Annotated in this window: 16 protein-coding genes and 2 tRNA genes; 15 read left to right on the top strand and 3 right to left on the bottom strand. The window is 44.5% G+C overall.

Annotation, left to right across the window (positions count from 1 at the left end; all coding sequences use genetic code 11):
• Positions 1–217 precede the first annotated feature (217 nt).
• Positions 218–1,063, top strand: coding sequence for a magnesium transporter (locus AB4517_RS03300; protein ID WP_372147886.1), 846 nt, complete (start codon positions 218–220; stop codon positions 1,061–1,063).
• Between the two features lie 125 nt (positions 1,064–1,188).
• On the opposite strand, the gene dacB is transcribed toward AB4517_RS03300, so the two are convergent.
• Positions 1,189–2,622, bottom strand: a complete 1,434-nt coding sequence (gene dacB, locus AB4517_RS03295) for a serine-type D-Ala-D-Ala carboxypeptidase (RefSeq protein WP_372147885.1) — start codon at positions 2,620–2,622, stop codon at positions 1,189–1,191.
• 111 nt (positions 2,623–2,733) lie between these two features.
• Positions 2,734–3,807 (bottom strand): porin, encoded by a 1,074-nt coding sequence (locus tag AB4517_RS03290; protein WP_372147884.1) that lies wholly within the window; start codon positions 3,805–3,807, stop codon positions 2,734–2,736.
• Between the two features lie 512 nt (positions 3,808–4,319).
• Between AB4517_RS03290 and greA the strand changes: the two genes are divergently transcribed.
• A complete protein-coding gene (gene greA / locus AB4517_RS03285) occupies positions 4,320–4,793 on the top strand; it encodes a transcription elongation factor GreA (RefSeq protein ID WP_017059397.1) in 474 nt (157 codons plus the stop codon).
• A gap of 125 nt (positions 4,794–4,918) precedes the next feature.
• On the opposite strand, the gene yhbY is transcribed toward greA, so the two are convergent.
• A complete protein-coding gene (yhbY, locus tag AB4517_RS03280; protein ID WP_004738252.1) occupies positions 4,919–5,215 on the bottom strand; it encodes a ribosome assembly RNA-binding protein YhbY in 297 nt (98 codons plus the stop codon).
• A gap of 114 nt (positions 5,216–5,329) precedes the next feature.
• Between yhbY and rlmE the strand changes: the two genes are divergently transcribed.
• The 13 genes from rlmE to rpsO all read left to right on the top strand — a co-directional run bounded on the left by rlmE (position 5,330) and on the right by rpsO (position 18,083).
• Entirely contained in the window at positions 5,330–5,959 is a 630-nt protein-coding gene (rlmE, locus tag AB4517_RS03275; protein WP_017059396.1) for a 23S rRNA (uridine(2552)-2'-O)-methyltransferase RlmE, read from the top strand.
• A 107-nt stretch (positions 5,960–6,066) separates the two neighbouring features.
• The gene (ftsH, locus tag AB4517_RS03270) at positions 6,067–8,034 is read left to right on the top strand and encodes an ATP-dependent zinc metalloprotease FtsH (RefSeq protein ID WP_017068905.1); all 1,968 of its coding nucleotides are present in this window, start codon (positions 6,067–6,069) and stop codon (positions 8,032–8,034) included.
• A gap of 88 nt (positions 8,035–8,122) precedes the next feature.
• Positions 8,123–8,953: a dihydropteroate synthase gene (folP, locus tag AB4517_RS03265; RefSeq protein WP_372147883.1), complete on the top strand. Its 831-nt coding sequence runs from the start codon at positions 8,123–8,125 to the stop codon at positions 8,951–8,953.
• Between the two features lie 21 nt (positions 8,954–8,974).
• Positions 8,975–10,315, top strand: coding sequence for a phosphoglucosamine mutase (gene glmM, locus AB4517_RS03260; protein ID WP_017059393.1), 1,341 nt, complete (start codon positions 8,975–8,977; stop codon positions 10,313–10,315).
• Positions 10,316–10,609: 294 nt separating this feature from the next.
• Positions 10,610–10,942: a preprotein translocase subunit SecG gene (gene secG / locus AB4517_RS03255; RefSeq protein WP_017059392.1), complete on the top strand. Its 333-nt coding sequence runs from the start codon at positions 10,610–10,612 to the stop codon at positions 10,940–10,942.
• A gap of 16 nt (positions 10,943–10,958) precedes the next feature.
• A tRNA-Leu gene (locus tag AB4517_RS03250) sits at positions 10,959–11,043 on the top strand.
• A gap of 53 nt (positions 11,044–11,096) precedes the next feature.
• Positions 11,097–11,173 (top strand) — tRNA-Met (locus tag AB4517_RS03245).
• Between the two features lie 234 nt (positions 11,174–11,407).
• Positions 11,408–11,863 (top strand): ribosome maturation factor RimP, encoded by a 456-nt coding sequence (gene rimP / locus AB4517_RS03240; RefSeq protein WP_004738265.1) that lies wholly within the window; start codon positions 11,408–11,410, stop codon positions 11,861–11,863.
• 35 nt (positions 11,864–11,898) lie between these two features.
• Positions 11,899–13,386, top strand: a complete 1,488-nt coding sequence (gene nusA, locus AB4517_RS03235; protein WP_017059230.1) for a transcription termination factor NusA — start codon at positions 11,899–11,901, stop codon at positions 13,384–13,386.
• Positions 13,387–13,408: 22 nt separating this feature from the next.
• Positions 13,409–16,099 (top strand): translation initiation factor IF-2, encoded by a 2,691-nt coding sequence (infB, locus tag AB4517_RS03230; RefSeq protein WP_017059231.1) that lies wholly within the window; start codon positions 13,409–13,411, stop codon positions 16,097–16,099.
• Positions 16,100–16,233: 134 nt separating this feature from the next.
• Complete coding sequence (gene rbfA, locus AB4517_RS03225) at positions 16,234–16,647, top strand: 30S ribosome-binding factor RbfA (RefSeq protein ID WP_017059232.1); 414 nt, start codon at positions 16,234–16,236, stop codon at positions 16,645–16,647.
• A complete protein-coding gene (gene truB, locus AB4517_RS03220; RefSeq protein ID WP_017059233.1) occupies positions 16,647–17,600 on the top strand; it encodes a tRNA pseudouridine(55) synthase TruB in 954 nt (317 codons plus the stop codon). The genes rbfA and truB overlap by 1 nt, the downstream gene beginning before the upstream one ends.
• A gap of 213 nt (positions 17,601–17,813) precedes the next feature.
• Positions 17,814–18,083, top strand: a complete 270-nt coding sequence (rpsO, locus tag AB4517_RS03215) for a 30S ribosomal protein S15 (protein WP_010436144.1) — start codon at positions 17,814–17,816, stop codon at positions 18,081–18,083.
• Positions 18,084–18,223 lie beyond the last annotated feature (140 nt).

Here is an 18,223-nt window from a genome sequence, read left to right as displayed (position 1 = left end):
GGAGAAGAATAACCTGTCTCGGTATTGATCTATTGTCCTGCCGTTCAGGTAGGGTATCTTTGTTTTTCCCCCGCATTCTTTTCCACACACTAGATTCTAACAAGTAGACACATCAGTAGCTTTCAGCTCTTGGTGCGCTTAGCTGTACGCTCTTGGTGTATTAGCTATAGGCTATTTGTTTTGATGGTCGTTACCTTTGCCAATCGGGAGATTCGCCATGACGGTAATGAACAACACTTTTTTATCTATTGAAGCTCTGTACTCAGAGCAAGACATCCAAGCTGTATCGAATGCATTTCAACAGTACGGACGTGAACAACAAATTAATCTTTTGAATCGAATGCCGCTCGAAGATGCGGTGCTAGTGCTGGGGCAATGCTCTTTGAGTACGATTCAGACTTTACTTAGTGAGCTAGAAGAGCAGGGCTTTGAGAAGCGCTCTCGACATCTAGCTCACCAACTAGGGCTGATCTACTCTGAGGTAGAACCTCAACAGGGTTACCTTTCGACTGGCGTCATGAGCCACGTCAGGCAGCGTATCGGTTGGATTATTTCGTTAGCACTATTGGGAATCGTCTCAGGGCTTATCATTGCTCAGTATGAAGACATTCTCAGTCAGTTGGTACTTTTGGCAATCTACATGCCGGTAATTGCTGCTGCTGGTGGTAACACCGGAACACAAGCAGCGACTTTGGTGATCCGAGCCTTAGCCACAGGTGAGTTGAAAAAACGCCAATGGGCTAACGTTCTATGGAAAGAGTTTAGAGTTGCTATTTGTTTAGCTTTAGCGATTGCTGTAGTGATGATTGGACGTATTTTGCTCTTTAGTGAAAACCAAGCGACAGGTGGTTATGATATCAACATGATTGCGTTAGCTATTGCGGTAGCGCTGTTTATTCAGGTGACCATATCAACCGTGCTTGGCGCTGGATTGCCGATAGTTGCTAGGCTATTTAAGCTTGATCCAGCGGTGTTAGTGAGCCCAGTGCTTGCTTCCATAGTTGATATCTCAGGAATGTGGATCTACTTCACTGTGGTTAACTCATTCCTCGGTATCGCTTAGCTCCTATAAAAATAGGCACCTATAAAAATAGCTAAATACATCTGAGAAACAAAAATGGCGCTGAAGATTTAAGGTCTTTAGCGCCATTTTTATTGTTTGAGTAGAAGTTTACACAGAGCTAAGCATTACTTCGATTTGCTTTGTGTTTGACTGAACTCGACCACATCTTTGTAGAAAGCACGCTCAAACTGGGTGATAGGTGCTTCCACTGGTTTGTCTGGATCTTGTTCTTCAGGGAAGTAATCACGGACAAATTGCACAAACAGAGAGTTTGGTTTTCCCGCTTTATCTAATCCGTATCCCGCCATGTTGTAACTGCCGTATAGAGAACCACTCTTGGCGATAATGTTGCCTTGAATCGGCGCTTTTCTCATGCTTGGACGGTACTTGAGCGTTCCATCAGTGCCAGATGTAGGCATAGCCTCAATCAGGTTGAGCTGTTGATCGTTTTCCCAGATATAACGAAGCACTTGAGCCATGGTCTGTGACCTCATTCGGTTGTTTCTGGATAACCCTGAACCATCGACGAGCTGCGCTTTACTGAGGTCAATATTAGCCTTGGTCAGCAGTATCTGCTTTATCGCTTCAGTACCGTTATTGAAGCTACCCGGTTGAACATAAAATGTCGCTCCTAGCGTTTTAGTTAGATTATCTGCGATAAGGTTATCCGACTTCTTGAGCATGATATCGAGCAGTTCAGGAAGCTTTTCTGAGTTGTGACTAGCGACTAACGTGGTTTTGTCTGCTTGCGCTTTTTTACCAATAATCACATCACCTTTTACTTCTATTTTCAGTTCTTTGAGAAGCGATGTAACGACTTGATAGGTGTAAAGTTCTGGATTTTGAATCGCGAACTTGAGTGGCAGTGGCTTTTTACGCTCAACCAAGCAACCAGAGAGCTTGTAAGCGTTATCTGGTGTGGTGATGAGTTCCAAGTCGCATTGTGTTGCCTTCTGCCCAGAGCGAGTTACCGTGGCAGCGGTGGTCGTCACGTCTATCGGATAGTGAGCGGGAATATAAACGCGTGTCGCACCATTATCTTTTGTATAAATAGAGGCTTGTGCGCAGTTGCTGTCTAAGGTCATTGCACTAGAAGGCGCGCTGTAACAAACCCCTAGAATGTCCCAAGGCCAACCCACCGCTCGCTGATAGCCGGTATAAGCCGAGTTATCGAGGTATAAGTTGCCTTTGATGGCTCTTGATTGAGACTTAGCGTATTGAGCCAAAAGGCTTTTAAGCTGTTCTCGTTGCAGCGTTGGGTCGCCACTAAATGAAATGATCGAATCATTGCCAGAACGAACAATGCTGGTCGTGTAGTGAAAGTCATCCCCTAACTCCAACTTAGCCGCCAAAGCTGTCACCAGCTTCAAAGTACTGGCGGGTGGATAGAAGCCATCACTATTGGAATTTAGTTTGTTTGAATCGCCTTTCAGGGATTCCAAAATTACACTGGTGCTACTGCCATCAGGCAGTTTATCTAGAGGGGGGTAAGCGAAAGCGTTAACTGAGAAAGCGCTAATGGAAAAACTACATACCAGTAGTGTGGATAGAAGGCGCATAGAAGATTTCTTGGGTGGCTGATGTTTTCAGTATACAGATATAAAAAACGCCCGCTAGATAGCGGGCGTTTTGATTCTCAATTAACTAATTAATCAATTAGATAATCAGAATTAGAAGTCGTAACGTAGACCTAGAGCGATTTCGTCTTCAGCTTGAGCAGAAGTTGCTTTGCCGTTAGAAGCTAGGTTTGTTGTACCGATCGTATCATTTTCAGAGATTAGGTTGAAATTGTACGAGATGTAAGTACGGAAGTTAGGCTTGAAGTAGTAAGTTGCATCGATTGCAACGTTATCTGCAGAAGTTTCACCGTCAGTTTCTGCATTGTTGTACGTTAGCGTGAATGCAGTTTTATCTAGTGTGTATGCTGCTGCGAATTCGTAACCTGTGTAGTCTACAGATTTGTTGCTGTACTCATCGCCATTTGAATCCGTCGCCTGCTTTTCACCATCAGTGAATACACCTGCGAAGTAGAAATCGCTCATGCGGTAAGATGCAGAAAGCATGTATTCGTTAGATTGATCTTGGTCTGCGTAACCAGCACCTAGTTTAACGCCAGAATCGCCGATTGCGTAAATAGCAGATAGAGAGTAGCCATCTTTGCCGTTGTCGTTGAATTCACCGTTTGTTTTGCCGCCATCACTGTCAGCGAAGCGGTAGCTTGCTTTAACACCTAGGTCTTGGAATTGACCTTTGTAAGAAAGCATGTTGTCAGTACGGTCAGCTACAGCAATTTTATCTGCTGCTGAGTTACCGTGGTAAGACATGATATCGGTAAAGTCAGTGATAACGCCTAGCGCACCGTCGTTTTTACCGTATGTAACTTCACCGAATGTACCGCCAATACCAGCGTATGTGTAACGGTTTGTGATGCTGTCGCTGTTGCTGTCTGTAGCACCACCGTTTTCAGCAGTTGTGAATTCGCCTTCGTAGAAACCAACGCCGTATAGGCCGTCTTGGATTTCAACTTTACCTAGGAAGTTAAGACGTACACGTGTTTTGTCTTCAGCTTTGCCATCTTTTAGAGATAGACGAGCTTCCGCACGACCACCGATCTCTAGAGAAGTGCCGTTTGAGCTGTATACAGAAGTGCCGGCAATATCACCAGCTTGTTTACCGTCGGCTGCCACTGCGTTAGTAGCAAGAGCTGCAGCAGATACAGCAAGCGCGATCATAGTCTTGTTCATGTTATTATTTCCTAATTACTGTCCATAGAAGTTTTATTAAGGATTTGAACCCTTTTGTGTATTGCCTGTATTAATCAGGCTTCATAATCATGATTAGAACAGAAGTCTGAAAATGCCAGTGCAATCCATGGGTTACTTTTTACCTCTAAAGTTCCATGGTCAGTTAGTAAAATGATATAAAACTAAAAAATGAACACTGTTTTATTATATCCTTTTTTGTTTAAGTTGTTGTTTTTGAGTGTATTTTATAAAAGTGTGATCTGTGTTTATTTTGTTTGTTTTTTGTTTTTTTAGGTATTTAACTCTCCACTTATTGATGGGGAGGTTATTATTCATTTTTGTGATGTCTGTAATTTAGACCTAGATAAAGCTTTTATAACGCAAAGTGGAATAAAGGTGATTTAGCCATAAAGTTTGTTTACACTAAGCCAAATCGTTTTGTTTCTATCATCCAATAAATACGTTGGGTGTATTTATGTTGGCCAAAGAAAGCTTTGGCATAGAGGTAAAAAATGGAAAAGGTTCCAATGACAGTACGTGGCGCTCAGCAGCTACGTGACGAATTAGATCGCCTACTTAAGCTACGCCCTGTTATCTCAGCAGCTATTGGTGAAGCACGTGAACTAGGTGACCTGAAAGAGAATGCTGAATACCACGCCGCTCGTGAAGAGCAGGGTATTTGTGAAGCTCAGATCCGTGATATTGAATATAAGCTATCACTGGCTCAGATCATCGATGTAACGCAAATGGATAATACGGGCAAGATTATCTTTGGTACGACAGTGACACTGATTGATGTGGATACCGATGATGAGTTCCGCTACCAAATCGTTTCAGAAGACGAAGCAGACATCAAAACGGGTCGCATTTCTGTGAAATCGCCAATTGCTCGCGGTCTTATCGGTAAAATGGAAGGCGACGAAGTCATGATCTCTACCCCTGGTGGTGACAAAGACTTCGAAATCGACAAAGTAGAATATATCTAATTGAATTTTCTTTGTTTCTGATAAGTAAAAAGGTCGCTAAATGCGACCTTTTTCGTTTCTCACGCTACACTAAAAGATAAGCGCTGTGGCTTCCTATTAGTGAAGTTAGCTTATATCAAACTCGCTTATTTACGTGGAATCTCGATTTTACGTGCTTCTGACTGGCGGAACAGTACTAGAACTTTACCGATAGTCTGTACTTTCTCAGCTTTAGTTTCACGTACAATTGCATCGATAATCAGTTGCTTAGTCTCACGGTCTTCTGATGCAACTTTAATCTTGATCAGTTCGTGGTGGTCTAGAGCTAATTCGATTTCCGCTAGAACAGCTTCAGTAAGTCCATTTGCGCCCATTAGCACAACAGGTTTTAAACTGTGAGCTAGGCCCTTTAGATGCTGCTTTTGTTTGGTACTTAGGTTCATTACGCGGCCAATTTTCTTTACTATTAGGGTTGAAAAAACCTATTTTAACGCCATCTAAAGCTGAAGACTATAATTTATTCAGCAATTAGTACTTTCCTCCAATTTAGGTATCCAATGAGCAAACAGAAACACTCGGCCAGTTCAGGCCGTTGGTTGAAGGAACACTTCGACGACAAGTACGCAAATGAAGCAAGAAAGAAAGGCTATCGTTCACGTGCTTATTTCAAAATGGAAGAGATTCAAACGAAAGATAAATTGCTGTCTCCTGGGATGACCATTGTGGATTTGGGTGCAGCACCTGGCGGTTGGTCTCAATATGCTGCTAAGATTGTTGGAGACAACGGACAAATCATTGCGTGTGACTTGTTACCAATGGATCCGATTGCTGGTGTTAGCTTTTTACAAGGCGATTTCCGCGAAGAAGCTGTGCTAGATGCCTTGTTGGAACGTATACAACCAAACATGGTTGATGTCGTGATGTCAGATATGGCACCTAATATAGCAGGCAACAATTCTGTGGATCAGCCAAGAGCTATGTATTTAGTTGAATTAGCTTTGGATATGTGTCGACAAGTTCTAGCTACCAATGGTAGTTTTGTTGTAAAAGTATTCCAAGGCGAAGGGTTTGACCAATACGTTAAGGACGTCCGCGAGATGTTTAAAACAGTAAAAGTTAGAAAACCCGACTCTTCTCGAGCTCGATCTCGTGAAGTGTTTATCGTAGCCACTGGTTACAAAGGTTAACGATTCTCTTCCAAGAGTGAGAGTTAACAACATGGCTACAGGTTACAAACTGTAGTACCCTACCTTTAATTACAATTAGTTATCGAGAGGCTTACACCTTGAGTGACATGGCAAAAAATTTAATTCTGTGGCTTGTTATCGCTGTAGTGTTGATGTCGGTATTCCAGAGCTTCGGCCCTGGGGAAAGTAACGGCAGAGCAGTAGATTACACCACGTTTGTACAGGAAGTTGGCCAAGGCCAGATTCAAGACGCACAGTTCAATAACAGCGAAATCACTTTCACACGTCGTGGTGGTGGTTCTAAGTATGTAACTTACATGCCTGTTTATGATCAAAAGCTACTTGATGACTTAATTAATCAAAACGTAAAAGTTCAGGGTACACCACCTGAAGAGCAGAGCCTGCTTGGCACTATCTTCATCTCATGGTTCCCAATGATCTTACTGATTGGTGTATGGATTTTCTTCATGCGTCAAATGCAAGGCGGCGGCGGCGGTAAAGGCGCGATGTCTTTCGGTAAGAGTAAAGCTCGAATGATGAGCGAAGAACAAATCAAAACCATGTTTGCTGATGTTGCTGGTTGTGACGAAGCAAAAGAAGACGTGAAAGAGCTTGTGGACTACCTTCGTGACCCAAGCCGCTTCCAAAAGCTAGGTGGTAAGATCCCGACAGGTATCCTGTTGGTTGGTCCTCCTGGTACGGGTAAAACATTGCTTGCAAAAGCGATTGCCGGTGAAGCGAAAGTACCGTTCTTTACTATCTCTGGTTCTGACTTCGTTGAAATGTTTGTTGGTGTTGGTGCATCTCGTGTGCGTGACATGTTCGAACAAGCGAAGAAAGCGGCACCTTGTATCATCTTTATCGATGAAATTGATGCTGTAGGTCGTCAACGTGGCGCTGGTGTTGGTGGTGGTCACGATGAACGTGAACAAACACTGAACCAAATGTTGGTTGAGATGGATGGTTTCGAAGGTAACGAAGGTATTATCGTTATCGCTGCGACTAACCGTCCAGACGTACTAGACCCTGCATTACTTCGTCCTGGTCGTTTTGACCGTCAAGTTGTGGTTGGTCTACCGGATGTACGTGGTCGTGAACAGATTCTTAAAGTACACATGCGTAAAGTGCCACTATCAGGTGATGTTGAACCGTCGCTGATCGCTCGTGGTACTCCAGGCTTCTCTGGTGCAGATCTTGCGAACCTTGTGAACGAAGCGGCGCTATTTGCTGCTCGTGGTAACAAGCGCAATGTATCTATGGTTGAGTTTGAACTTGCGAAAGACAAAATTATGATGGGTGCAGAGCGCCGTTCAATGGTTATGTCTGAAGAAGTGAAAGAGTCAACGGCTTACCACGAAGCGGGTCACGCAATTGTTGGTCGTTTGGTACCTGAACACGATCCAGTGTACAAGGTGTCAATCATTCCACGTGGTCGTGCGCTTGGTGTAACCATGTACTTGCCAGAGCAAGATCGTGTGAGCATGTCTCGCCAACATCTAGAGTCTATGATTTCTAGCCTGTACGGTGGTCGTCTTGCTGAAGAACTTATTTACGGTAAAGACAAAGTGTCAACTGGTGCGTCTAACGATATCGAACGTGCAACTGATATTGCTCGTAAGATGGTTACGCAGTGGGGCTTCTCTGAGAAATTGGGTCCTCTTCTTTACGCAGAAGAAGAAGGTGAAGTTTTCCTAGGTCGCGGCATGAGCCAAGCTAAGCACGTTTCTGATGACACGACTAAGCTTATCGATGAAGAGATTCGTATCCTTATCGACCGTAACTACGATAGAGCTAAGAAGATTCTTGAAGATAACATGGATATCATGCATTCGATGAAAGACGCTCTAATGAAGTTCGAAACGATCGATGCAGGTCAAATTGATGACTTGATGGAGCGTAAGCAAGAGATTCGTGATCCAGCTGGTTGGGGTGATCAGGTAAAAGCTGAACCTACAAAGGAAGAAGCAAAACCTGAAGCTAAGGCAGAAGAAGCTAAAGCGGAACCAAAAGCTGAAGAGTCGAAAGTTGAAGAAGTTAAATCTGAAACAGATGATGCTCAAAACAAAGATTCTTAATCGCTAAGTTATAAATTAAAACCCTGAGTACGCTCAGGGTTTTTCTGTTTCTAGCCCTAGATGTTTTTACCTTTAAGACCCACCTTCCATGATATTAAAAGCACATAATAAAACGCTCGTTTTAGACCGCCCACATGTGATGGGTATCCTCAATGTTACGCCTGACTCTTTCTCTGATGGCGGAAAATTCAATTCATTAGATAATGCTTTACTGCAAGCAGAGCGAATGATTCAAGCTGGTGTTAGCATTATTGACATTGGTGGTGAATCAACTCGCCCGGGAGCGCCTGACGTTCCTTTAGAAGAAGAGCTCGCTCGCGTTATTCCTGCCATTAAAGCAATTCGCGCTAAGTTTGATGTGTGGATCTCCATTGATACCAGTAAAGCTGAAGTGATGCGCCAAGCCGTTGAAGCGGGGGCTGATTTGATCAATGATGTGCGCGCACTGCAAGAGCCCGGAGCTTTAGAAGCGGCCGCCGATGCTAATGTGCCCGTTTGCCTGATGCACATGAAAGGTCAGCCAAGAACCATGCAAGCTAACCCTAATTACGATGATGTCCTAATGGATGTTGAAGCGTTCTTAAAAGAAAGGGTGGAGGCTTGTGAGGCTGTTGGTATATCAAAAGATCAGCTGATTCTGGATCCTGGTTTTGGTTTTGGTAAAACCATTGAGCATAATTACCACCTATTAGCGCACCTTGAAAAGCTTCATTCGTTAGGCTTACCTGTTTTAGCGGGGATGTCGAGAAAATCGATGATCTTTAAATTGCTAGACAAGGTTCCGGCCGACTGCATGGTCGCAAGCGTCACTTGCGCGACGATTGCCGCGATGAAAGGCGCACAAATTATTCGCGTTCATGATGTCGAGGAGACACTGGAAGCGATGAAAATAATCGAAGTGATGAACAACAATCACTAAATATAATTAAGGAAAATCACTATGTCTGATAAAAGACGTTATTTCGGCACAGATGGTGTGCGTGGCAAAGTAGGCCAGTACCCGATTACACCTGATTTTGTTCTGAAGCTTGGCTGGGCTGCGGGTCGTGTTCTTGCGAAGCAAGGCACAAAGAAAGTCATCATTGGTAAAGATACTCGTATCTCTGGTTACATGCTTGAGTCAGCGCTAGAAGCTGGCCTTGCTGCTGCTGGTCTTCAGGCTACGTTTACTGGCCCAATGCCAACACCTGCTGTGGCTTACCTAACTCAAACCTTCCGCGCTGAAGCCGGTATTGTTATCTCTGCATCACACAACCCATACTACGATAACGGTATCAAGTTCTTCTCTTCTGAGGGAACAAAACTGCCGGACGATATCGAGTTGGCAATTGAAGCAGAGTTGGATAAAGACATCGAATGTGTTGATTCTTCAGAGCTAGGTAAAGCAGTACGTTTGAACGATGCGGCTGGCCGTTACATCGAGTTCTGTAAAAGTACGTTCCCACATAAAATGACATTAGCTGGCATGAAGATCGTTATCGATTGTGCACATGGTGCGACTTACCACATTGCGCCTGCTGTATTTAAAGAACTGGGTGCTGAGGTCGTTGCGATTGGTGTTGAGCCAAACGGTACTAACATCAACCACGAAGTCGGTGCGACGGATGTACGTGCTCTGCAAGCAAAAGTGCTTGAAGAAAAAGCGGCATTAGGTCTTGGCTTTGATGGTGATGGTGACCGTATCATCATGGTTGACGAGCTAGGCAACAAAGTTGATGGCGACCAAATCGCTTACATTATTGCTCGTGATGCACTGCGTCGCGGTGAGTTGAAAGGCGGCGTTGTTGGTACACTAATGACCAACCTGGGTATGGAAAACGGCCTTAAGCAGTTAGGTATTCCGTTTGTACGTGCTGCTGTTGGTGACCGTTACGTAATGGAACAGCTTCTTGCTAAAGGCTGGAAGATCGGCGCTGAAAACTCGGGGCACGTTATCCTACTAGATAAAGTGACGACGGGTGATGCTATCGTTGCTGCTCTGCAAGTTTTGGCTTCAGTTGTTGATAGCGAAATGACACTGAATGAGTTGTCTCAGGGCATGACGTTGTACCCTCAAGTTCTAGAAAACGTTCGTTTCAGCGGAGATTCAAACCCACTAGAAGCCGAAGCGGTAAAAGCAGCGGTTGTTGAAGTAGAAGCAGAGCTTGGCGAGAAAGGCCGTGTACTATTACGCAAGTCTGGTACCGAGCCACTACTGCGTGTCATGGTTGAAGGCGAAGATGCAGAGCTTGTTCAAGCATCAGCGCTTAAGATTGCAGATGCAGTAAAAGCAAACTGCTAATTTAACCTTTTACTTAGCTGGCGCAGCGAATAGCGCTTGTGATTAGAAGTGGTTGACTTATATCACGGTCAAAAGATATAACGGTCAAAAGAGACATAAATGAGTTTTGTGTCGCTTTTGACCTTTTTTTGACCATTCACTTAGTAAAGGCTTATTTTTTAGCAAATTCTCCTTGTCAGCCATCGTCGCATTCGCTAGTATTGCTCGGCCTTCAGTTAGGAGGTCGCTAGCCTTGTTCTTAAAAATAGTTTTTTGAACGGCGCTGGCTCAACAATTAGGAACATAGGTGGAAAAATGTTTACAGTTCTACTTGTGATTTACCTGTTGGCAGCGCTTGGTGTAATTGGCCTAGTGTTGATTCAACAAGGTAAAGGCGCAGATATGGGAGCCTCTTTCGGTGCTGGCGCTTCAAACACTGTGTTTGGTGCTGGTGGCTCAGGAAATTTCCTTACCCGAATGACTGCAATTTTTGCAACTACATTTTTTATCCTTAGCTTAGTGCTTGGTAATATGTCTACACATAAAACTGAGTCACAATGGATTGACCCGACCCAAGGTCAGGTGATTCAACAAGCTGATGATGCAGTGAGTGAAGTTCCGGCGCAAGGCGACGAAATCCCACAATAATCTGTAAAGATTTGATGCCGAGATGGTGAAATTGGTAGACACGCTAGCATGAGGTGCTAGTGCCTTAGGGTGTGAGGGTTCGAGTCCCTCTCTCGGCACCATGTTTACAAACTTGTAAAACATCTTGTTGGGCGTATAATGCTCGCAAGTCGGACGCGGGATGGAGCAGTTTGGTAGCTCGTCGGGCTCATAACCCGAAGGTCGTCGGTTCAAATCCGGCTCCCGCAACCAATTTCAATGCTATTATATAGCTTGTATTGGTAGCAAGTTTGCACAGTGTGAACCTCACTGTGAGTTAGGTGCGATATCGAATGTGATGGCACTTAACATATAAGGGTCCAGCAACAAAAACCCCGGCTTATACGGGGTTTTTTGTTATCTAAGCATTTGTAAATGTATTTAGATAATGTTTGCTTGGAATTTAAATTGGGCTTTGAGCCCTTTTTTTGTTTCTGGAGTGGTTAAATGACTGGTTTAGAAAGACAACTTACTGAAATGCTTGACGCTCCAGTAGCAGCATCAGGTTATGAGTTAGTTGGATTAGAATTTATTCGTGCTGGTGAGCACTCAACGCTACGTATTTACATCGATTCACCAAACGGTATCAATGTAGATGATTGCGCTGAAGTTAGCCACCAAGTAAGTGCCGTAATGGACGTTGAAGATCCAATTTCAGTGGCTTATAACCTTGAAGTGTCTTCACCAGGTTTAGAGAGACCACTGTTCAAAGCAGAGCATTACCAACAATTTATTGGTCACGAGGTAAGCATCGTTTTGAAAATGGCTGTCGGCAACCGTCGTAAATGGAAAGGTGATATCCAATCTATCGAAGGCGAGACAGTGAAAGTATTGGTTGAAGGACAAGAAGAAGAATTCGTCCTGAGCAATATTGCGAAAGCTAACCTGATCCCTAAATTTTAGTTCTCCTAGAGAGAAGAGCTTAAGAGGCTAGATTAATGAACAAAGAAATTTTGGCGGTAGTAGAAGCTGTTTCAAATGAGAAAGCAGTTCCTCGTGAGCGTATTTTTGAAGCGCTTGAAATCGCGCTTGCAACGGCAACAAAAAAGAAAAGCGAACTAGAAATTGAAGTTCGTGTTGAAATTGACCGTAAAACGGGTGATTTCGAAACTTTCCGTCGTTGGGAAGCTGTTGAGGAAGTTGAATTCCCAACAAAAGAAATCTCTATTGAAGCTGCAAAGTACGATGACCCAGAGATCGAACTTGGCGGTTTCATTGAAGATGATATCGAATCAGTAACGTTTGACCGTATTACGACTCAAACGGCTAAGCAAGTTATCGTACAGAAAGTACGTGAAGCTGAACGCGCTCAAATCGTTGAGCAGTTCATCGATAACGAAGGCGAGCTAGTAACTGGCGCAGTTAAGAAAGTTAACCGTGACACTATTATTCTAGACCTAGGTAACAACGCTGAAGCGGTAATCCTTCGTGATGACCAACTTCCTCGTGAAAACTTCCGTCCAGGTGACCGTGTTCGTGGTCTTCTTTACGCAGTTAAACCAGAAGCTCGTGGTTTCCAGCTTTTCGTTACTCGTTCGAAGCCAGAAATGCTAGCTGAACTATTCCGTGTTGAAGTGCCTGAGATTGGTGAAGAGCTAATTGAACTTAAAGGTGCTGCACGTGACGCTGGTTCTCGTGCTAAAATCGCTGTGAAAACAAACGACAAACGTATTGACCCAGTTGGTGCGTGTGTTGGTATGCGTGGCGCACGTGTACAAGCTGTTTCTAACGATCTTGGTGGTGAGCGTATTGATATCGTTCTTTGGGATGATAACCCGGCTCAATTCGTAATCAACGCAATGGCTCCTGCTGATGTTGCTTCAATCATCGTTGATGAAGACGCACACTCTATGGATATCGCTGTTGAAGCGGATAACCTAGCACAAGCGATTGGCCGTAGCGGTCAAAACGTACGTCTAGCGTCTCAACTTACTGGTTGGGAACTGAACGTAATGACTGTTGCTGATCTTGAGAAGAAGCACCAAGAAGAAGCAGTTGCTTCTATTGAAAACTTCATGAAGCACCTAGACATTGAAGAAGACTTTGCTCAAATGCTTGTTGAAGAAGGCTTCTCTACGCTTGAAGAAGTAGCATACGTTCCTGTGAACGAGCTTCTTGAAGTAGACGGTCTAGACGAAGGTATCGTTGAAGAACTACGTAACCGCGCAAAAGACGCACTGACTACTCTAGCGCTAGCGAAAGAAGAAACTTTCGACGGTGTTGAGCCTGCTGAAGACTTACTTGCACTTGAAGGTCTTGAGCGTGAAATGGCTTACAAGCTAGCAGCAAAAGGCGTTGCGACACTGGAAGACCTAGCTGACCAAGGCGTTGATGAACTAGAAGGTATCGAAGACCTAACTGCAGAGCGTGCAGGCGAGCTAATTATGGCTGCGCGTAACATCTGTTGGTTCGGCGACGAAGAATAATTCAGCAAGGAGAGAAAGCGGTATGACACAATTAACAGTTAAAGCACTGAGTGAAGAGATTGGTACGCCAGTTGACCGCTTAATTGAACAACTTGCTGATGCAGGCATGAAGAAAGCAGGGTCGGATCAAGTGACTGATTCAGAGAAGCAAACATTGCTAACGCACCTTAAAAAGGAGCACGGCGATACTTCAGGCGAAACAGAACCGACTCGTTTAACTCTTCAACGCAAGACCCGCAGCACGCTAAGTGTTGCCGCTGGAGGCGGTAAGAGTAAGGATGTTCAAGTAGAGGTACGTAAAAAGCGTACTTACGTGAAGCGCAGCACTATTGAAGATGAAGCGAAACGTGAAGCTGAGGAAGTAGCTAATCGTGAAGCGGAAGAGAAAGCACAACGCGATGCTGAAGAGCAAGCGAAACGTGATGCTGCAGAGAAAGCACAGCGCGAAGCTGAAGAAAAAGTAACACGTGAAGCGGATGCAAAACGTGAAGCTGAAGAGAAGGCTCAACGCGCACAAGCTGAAAAGGCTAAAAAAGACATGAATTCAAAAAATGCAGACGCTAACGCACAAGCGAAAAAAGAAGCGGATGAACTTAAAGCTCGTCAAGAGCTAGAAGCAACTCGTAAAGCAGAAGCTGAAGCAGCTAAGCTTGTTGAAGAAGCTCGTAAGTTAGCAGAAGAGAACCAAGAACGTTGGTCTGAAGAAGAGAAGAAGAAGAAAGAGCAAGAGAAATCTGCGGATTACCATGTGACTACTTCTACTTACGCTCGTGAAGCTGAAGATGCGGCAGATAAGAAAGATGAGAAAGCACCTCGTCGTCGCAAGAAGAAAGCAGCTCCTGCTAACCAACCTGCAAACAACCGTGGTGGTCGTAACCAGCGTGGTCGTGGCGGTAAAGGTAAGCTTGCTAAACCAACTTCAATGCAGCAAGGCTTCGATAAGTCAGCAACTGTTGCTAAATCTGACGTTGCTATCGGCGAAACTATCGTTGTTTCTGAACTGGCTAGCAAAATGTCAGTTAAAGCAACTGAAGTTATCAAAGTAATGATGAAGATGGGCGCTATGGCGACTATCAACCAAGTGATCGACCAAGAAACAGCACAACTTGTTGCTGAAGAAATGGGTCACAAGGTAATCCTACGTAAAGAAAACGAACTTGAAGAAGCAGTACTAGCTGACCGTGATAGCGATGCTATCGCTGAAGGTCGTGCTCCTGTTGTTACTATCATGGGTCACGTTGACCACGGTAAAACTTCAACACTTGATTACATTCGTAAAGCACACGTTGCTTCTGGCGAAGCTGGCGGTATCACGCAGCACATTGGTGCTTACCACGTAGATACTGACAACGGTATGATCACTTTCCTTGATACTCCTGGACACGCGGCGTTTACAGCTATGCGTGCTCGTGGTGCTCAAGCGACAGATATCGTTGTACTTGTAGTTGCAGCAGACGATGGCGTAATGCCACAAACAATCGAAGCAATCCAGCACGCGAAAGCGGCAGGCGTTCCTCTGATTGTTGCTGTGAACAAGATCGATAAAGAGGGTGCAAACCCAGACAACGTTAAGAATGAGCTAGCTCAATACGACGTTATCCCTGAAGAGTGGGGTGGTGAGAACATCTTCGTTCACATCTCTGCTAAACAGGGTACAAACATCGATGGTCTTCTAGAAGCTATCCTTCTTCAGTCTGAAGTTCTTGAACTTACAGCGGTTAAAGAAGGCATGGCGTCTGGTGTTGTTGTTGAATCTCGTCTTGATAAAGGTCGTGGTCCAGTTGCAACAGTACTAGTACAGTCTGGTACTCTAAACAAAGGCGATATCGTTCTTTGTGGTCAAGAGTACGGCCGTGTTCGTGCAATGCGTGATGAAAACGGTAAAGACATCGAAACTGCAGGTCCATCTATTCCTGTAGAAATTCTAGGTCTTTCTGGTGTTCCTTCGTCAGGCGATGAAGCGACTGTTGTACGTGATGAGCGTAAAGCACGTGAAGTTGCGAACTACCGTCAAGGTAAATTCCGTGATGTTAAACTAGCTCGCCAACAAAAAGCGAAACTAGAGAACATGTTCGCGAACATGACGGCTGGCGAAGTTGCTGAGCTTAACGTGGTACTTAAAGCTGACGTTCAAGGTTCTGTAGAAGCGATTGCTGACTCTCTACTGAAACTGTCAACTGACGAAGTGAAAGTGAACATCGTAGGTTCTGGTGTTGGTGGTATTACTGAAACTGATGCAACGCTTGCTGCAGCTTCTAACGCTATCATCCTTGGTTTCAACGTTCGTGCTGACGCAACTGCGCGTAACACGGTTCAGAACGAAAACCTAGATCTACGTTACTACTCAATCATTTACCAACTAATTGACGAAGTTAAACAGGCGATGGGCGGTATGCTTGCTCCTGAATTCCGTCAAGAGATCATTGGTCTTGCACAAGTTCGTGACGTATTTAAGTCGCCTAAACTTGGTGCAATCGCTGGTTGTATCGTGACTGAAGGTACGATTAAGCGTAGCAACCCAATCCGCGTACTTCGTGAAAACGTTGTTATCTACGAAGGTGAACTAGAGTCACTTCGTCGCTTTAAAGATGACGTACAAGAAGTTAAGAACGGTTACGAGTGTGGTGTCGGCGTTAAGAACTACAACGACGTTCGCGTTGGTGACCAGATCGAAGTATTCGAAATCGTTGAGGTTAAACGTACTCTAGACTAATCAGTCTGTACGACTCGACATATTGACTAAGGTTACTAACATTACTAGTAAAGGTAATAAGTAATCGGTTGTTGAATACACCATGGGGGGCTGGTAATTACCAAGCCCCCCATCTTTCTAAGTGAGAAAAGAAAATGTCAAAAGAATTTAGCCGCACACAACGTGTGTCTCAGCAGCTTCAAAAAGAGCTTGCTCTTATCCTACAACGTGAAGTTCGTGACTCACGTATTGGTATGGTAACTATCTCAGACGTAGAAGTGTCTCGTGACCTTGCTTACGCAAAAGTGTTCGTGACTTTCCTGTGTGTTGGTGAGCAAACTCCTGAATCATGCCTTAAAGCTCTTAAAGAGCATGAAGTGCCAGTTCGTATGGCTCTTGGTAAGCGTATTCGCCACCGTCTAACGCCTGAAGTTCGTTTTACTTACGACAACACACTAGTAGAAGGCATGCGTATGTCTAACCTAGTAAGTGAAGTTCTGAACGATGATAAGCGTAAGCAAGAAGAAGCTGGCCGCACTGACGAAGCTCAGTCTAAGGGCGAAGAGTAATGGCTCGCCGTCGTAAAGGTCGCCCTATCAACGGGGTAATTCTATTAGATAAGCCGACTGGCATTTCGTCTAATGATGCACTGCAAAAAGTAAAGCGTATTTACTTTGCAGAGAAGGCAGGGCACACCGGTGCTCTGGATCCTCTTGCGACTGGCATGCTGCCAATTTGTCTTGGTGAAGCAACGAAGTTCTCTCAGTTTCTTCTAGATTCTGATAAGCGCTACGTTGTTATCGCTAAGCTTGGTGAGCGTACCAATACCTCTGACTCTGATGGTGAAGTGGTAGAGACACGTGATGTTAACGTGACTCAAGAACAGCTTGAACGTTGCATTGCGAGCTTCAAGGGTGAAACCGATCAGATACCATCAATGTTTTCGGCATTGAAGTATCAAGGTAAGCCTTTGTACGAATACGCACGTGCAGGTATTGAGGTTCCTCGTGAGTCTCGTAAGATCACTGTGTACTCTATTGAACTGCTTCGCTTTGAAGGTGATGAAGTTGAAATGGAAGTGCATTGTTCGAAAGGCACATACATCCGCACAATTACCGACGATCTTGGTGAGATGCTAGGTTGTGGTGCTCACGTGACCATGCTTCGTCGTACAGGTGTCGCAAAGTACCCATACGAGCGTATGGTGACTTTGGAGCAGTTAAACGAGATCCTAGAGCAAGCACAGGCGCAAGAAATTGCACCGAAAGAGTTGCTTGATCCATTGCTAATGCCAATGGACACGGCTGTAGAAGATTTACCTGAAGTTAATTTGAATGCGGAACTGACTGACCTAGTTCAGCACGGTATGCCAGTTCAGGTTGCTGGTGCGCCAACTGAAGGCACGGTTCGTATGACAAGTGGCGAAGAGAAGCTGTTTGTCGGCGTAGCTCAGATTGCTGAAGATGGCCGAGTTGCACCGAAGCGTTTGGTTGTTTTCAGAGATGAAGAGCCACAAGCGTAGCGCTTACATCGGATCTTAGCGCTGAGTCGTGAAAAGCGAGCAAATAAGATAGAAAGCGAACGCCTAATTTAGGTGGTTCGCTTTTTTCGTTTTTAATGGGTTCGATTGTTATTGCACCAACTGACAAACTTCCCTATAATCCTCGGCTCGCGTAGCGGCTGAATCAGAGATTGGCTGCTACAAATATAAACTTACTCTTATCAGGAGAGAATTATGTCTCTGAATGCAGAAACTAAAGCAGCAATCGTTGCAGAATACGCACAATCTGAAGGCGACACAGGTTCACCAGAAGTACAAGTAGCACTACTTACTGCTTCTATCAACCACCTACAAGGTCACTTCAAAGCGCACAAACACGATCACCACAGCCGTCGTGGTCTACTACGTATGGTTTCTAGCCGTCGTAAGCTTCTTGATTACTTGAAAGGCAAAAACCTTGCTCGTTACCAAGACCTAATCAAGCGTCTAGGCCTACGTCGCTAATAGCGATGTCTGCAAAGACAGTTTGAAGAAAAGGAGCATTTATGCTCCTTTTTTTGTGCCTGTAAGAAAATGCTAGGCTGGATGCTCAGAATATCATCTGGCTTTTTCTGATAGGAAATATATCTCCTAATAAAAATAGT

It is taken from the genome of Vibrio sp. 10N.222.52.C3 (genome assembly GCF_041474195.1).
Lineage (GTDB): Bacteria > Pseudomonadota > Gammaproteobacteria > Enterobacterales > Vibrionaceae > Vibrio > Vibrio crassostreae_C.
Note: the sequence above shows the minus strand (reverse complement) of the source record. Positions and strands in the feature narration are given on the sequence as shown.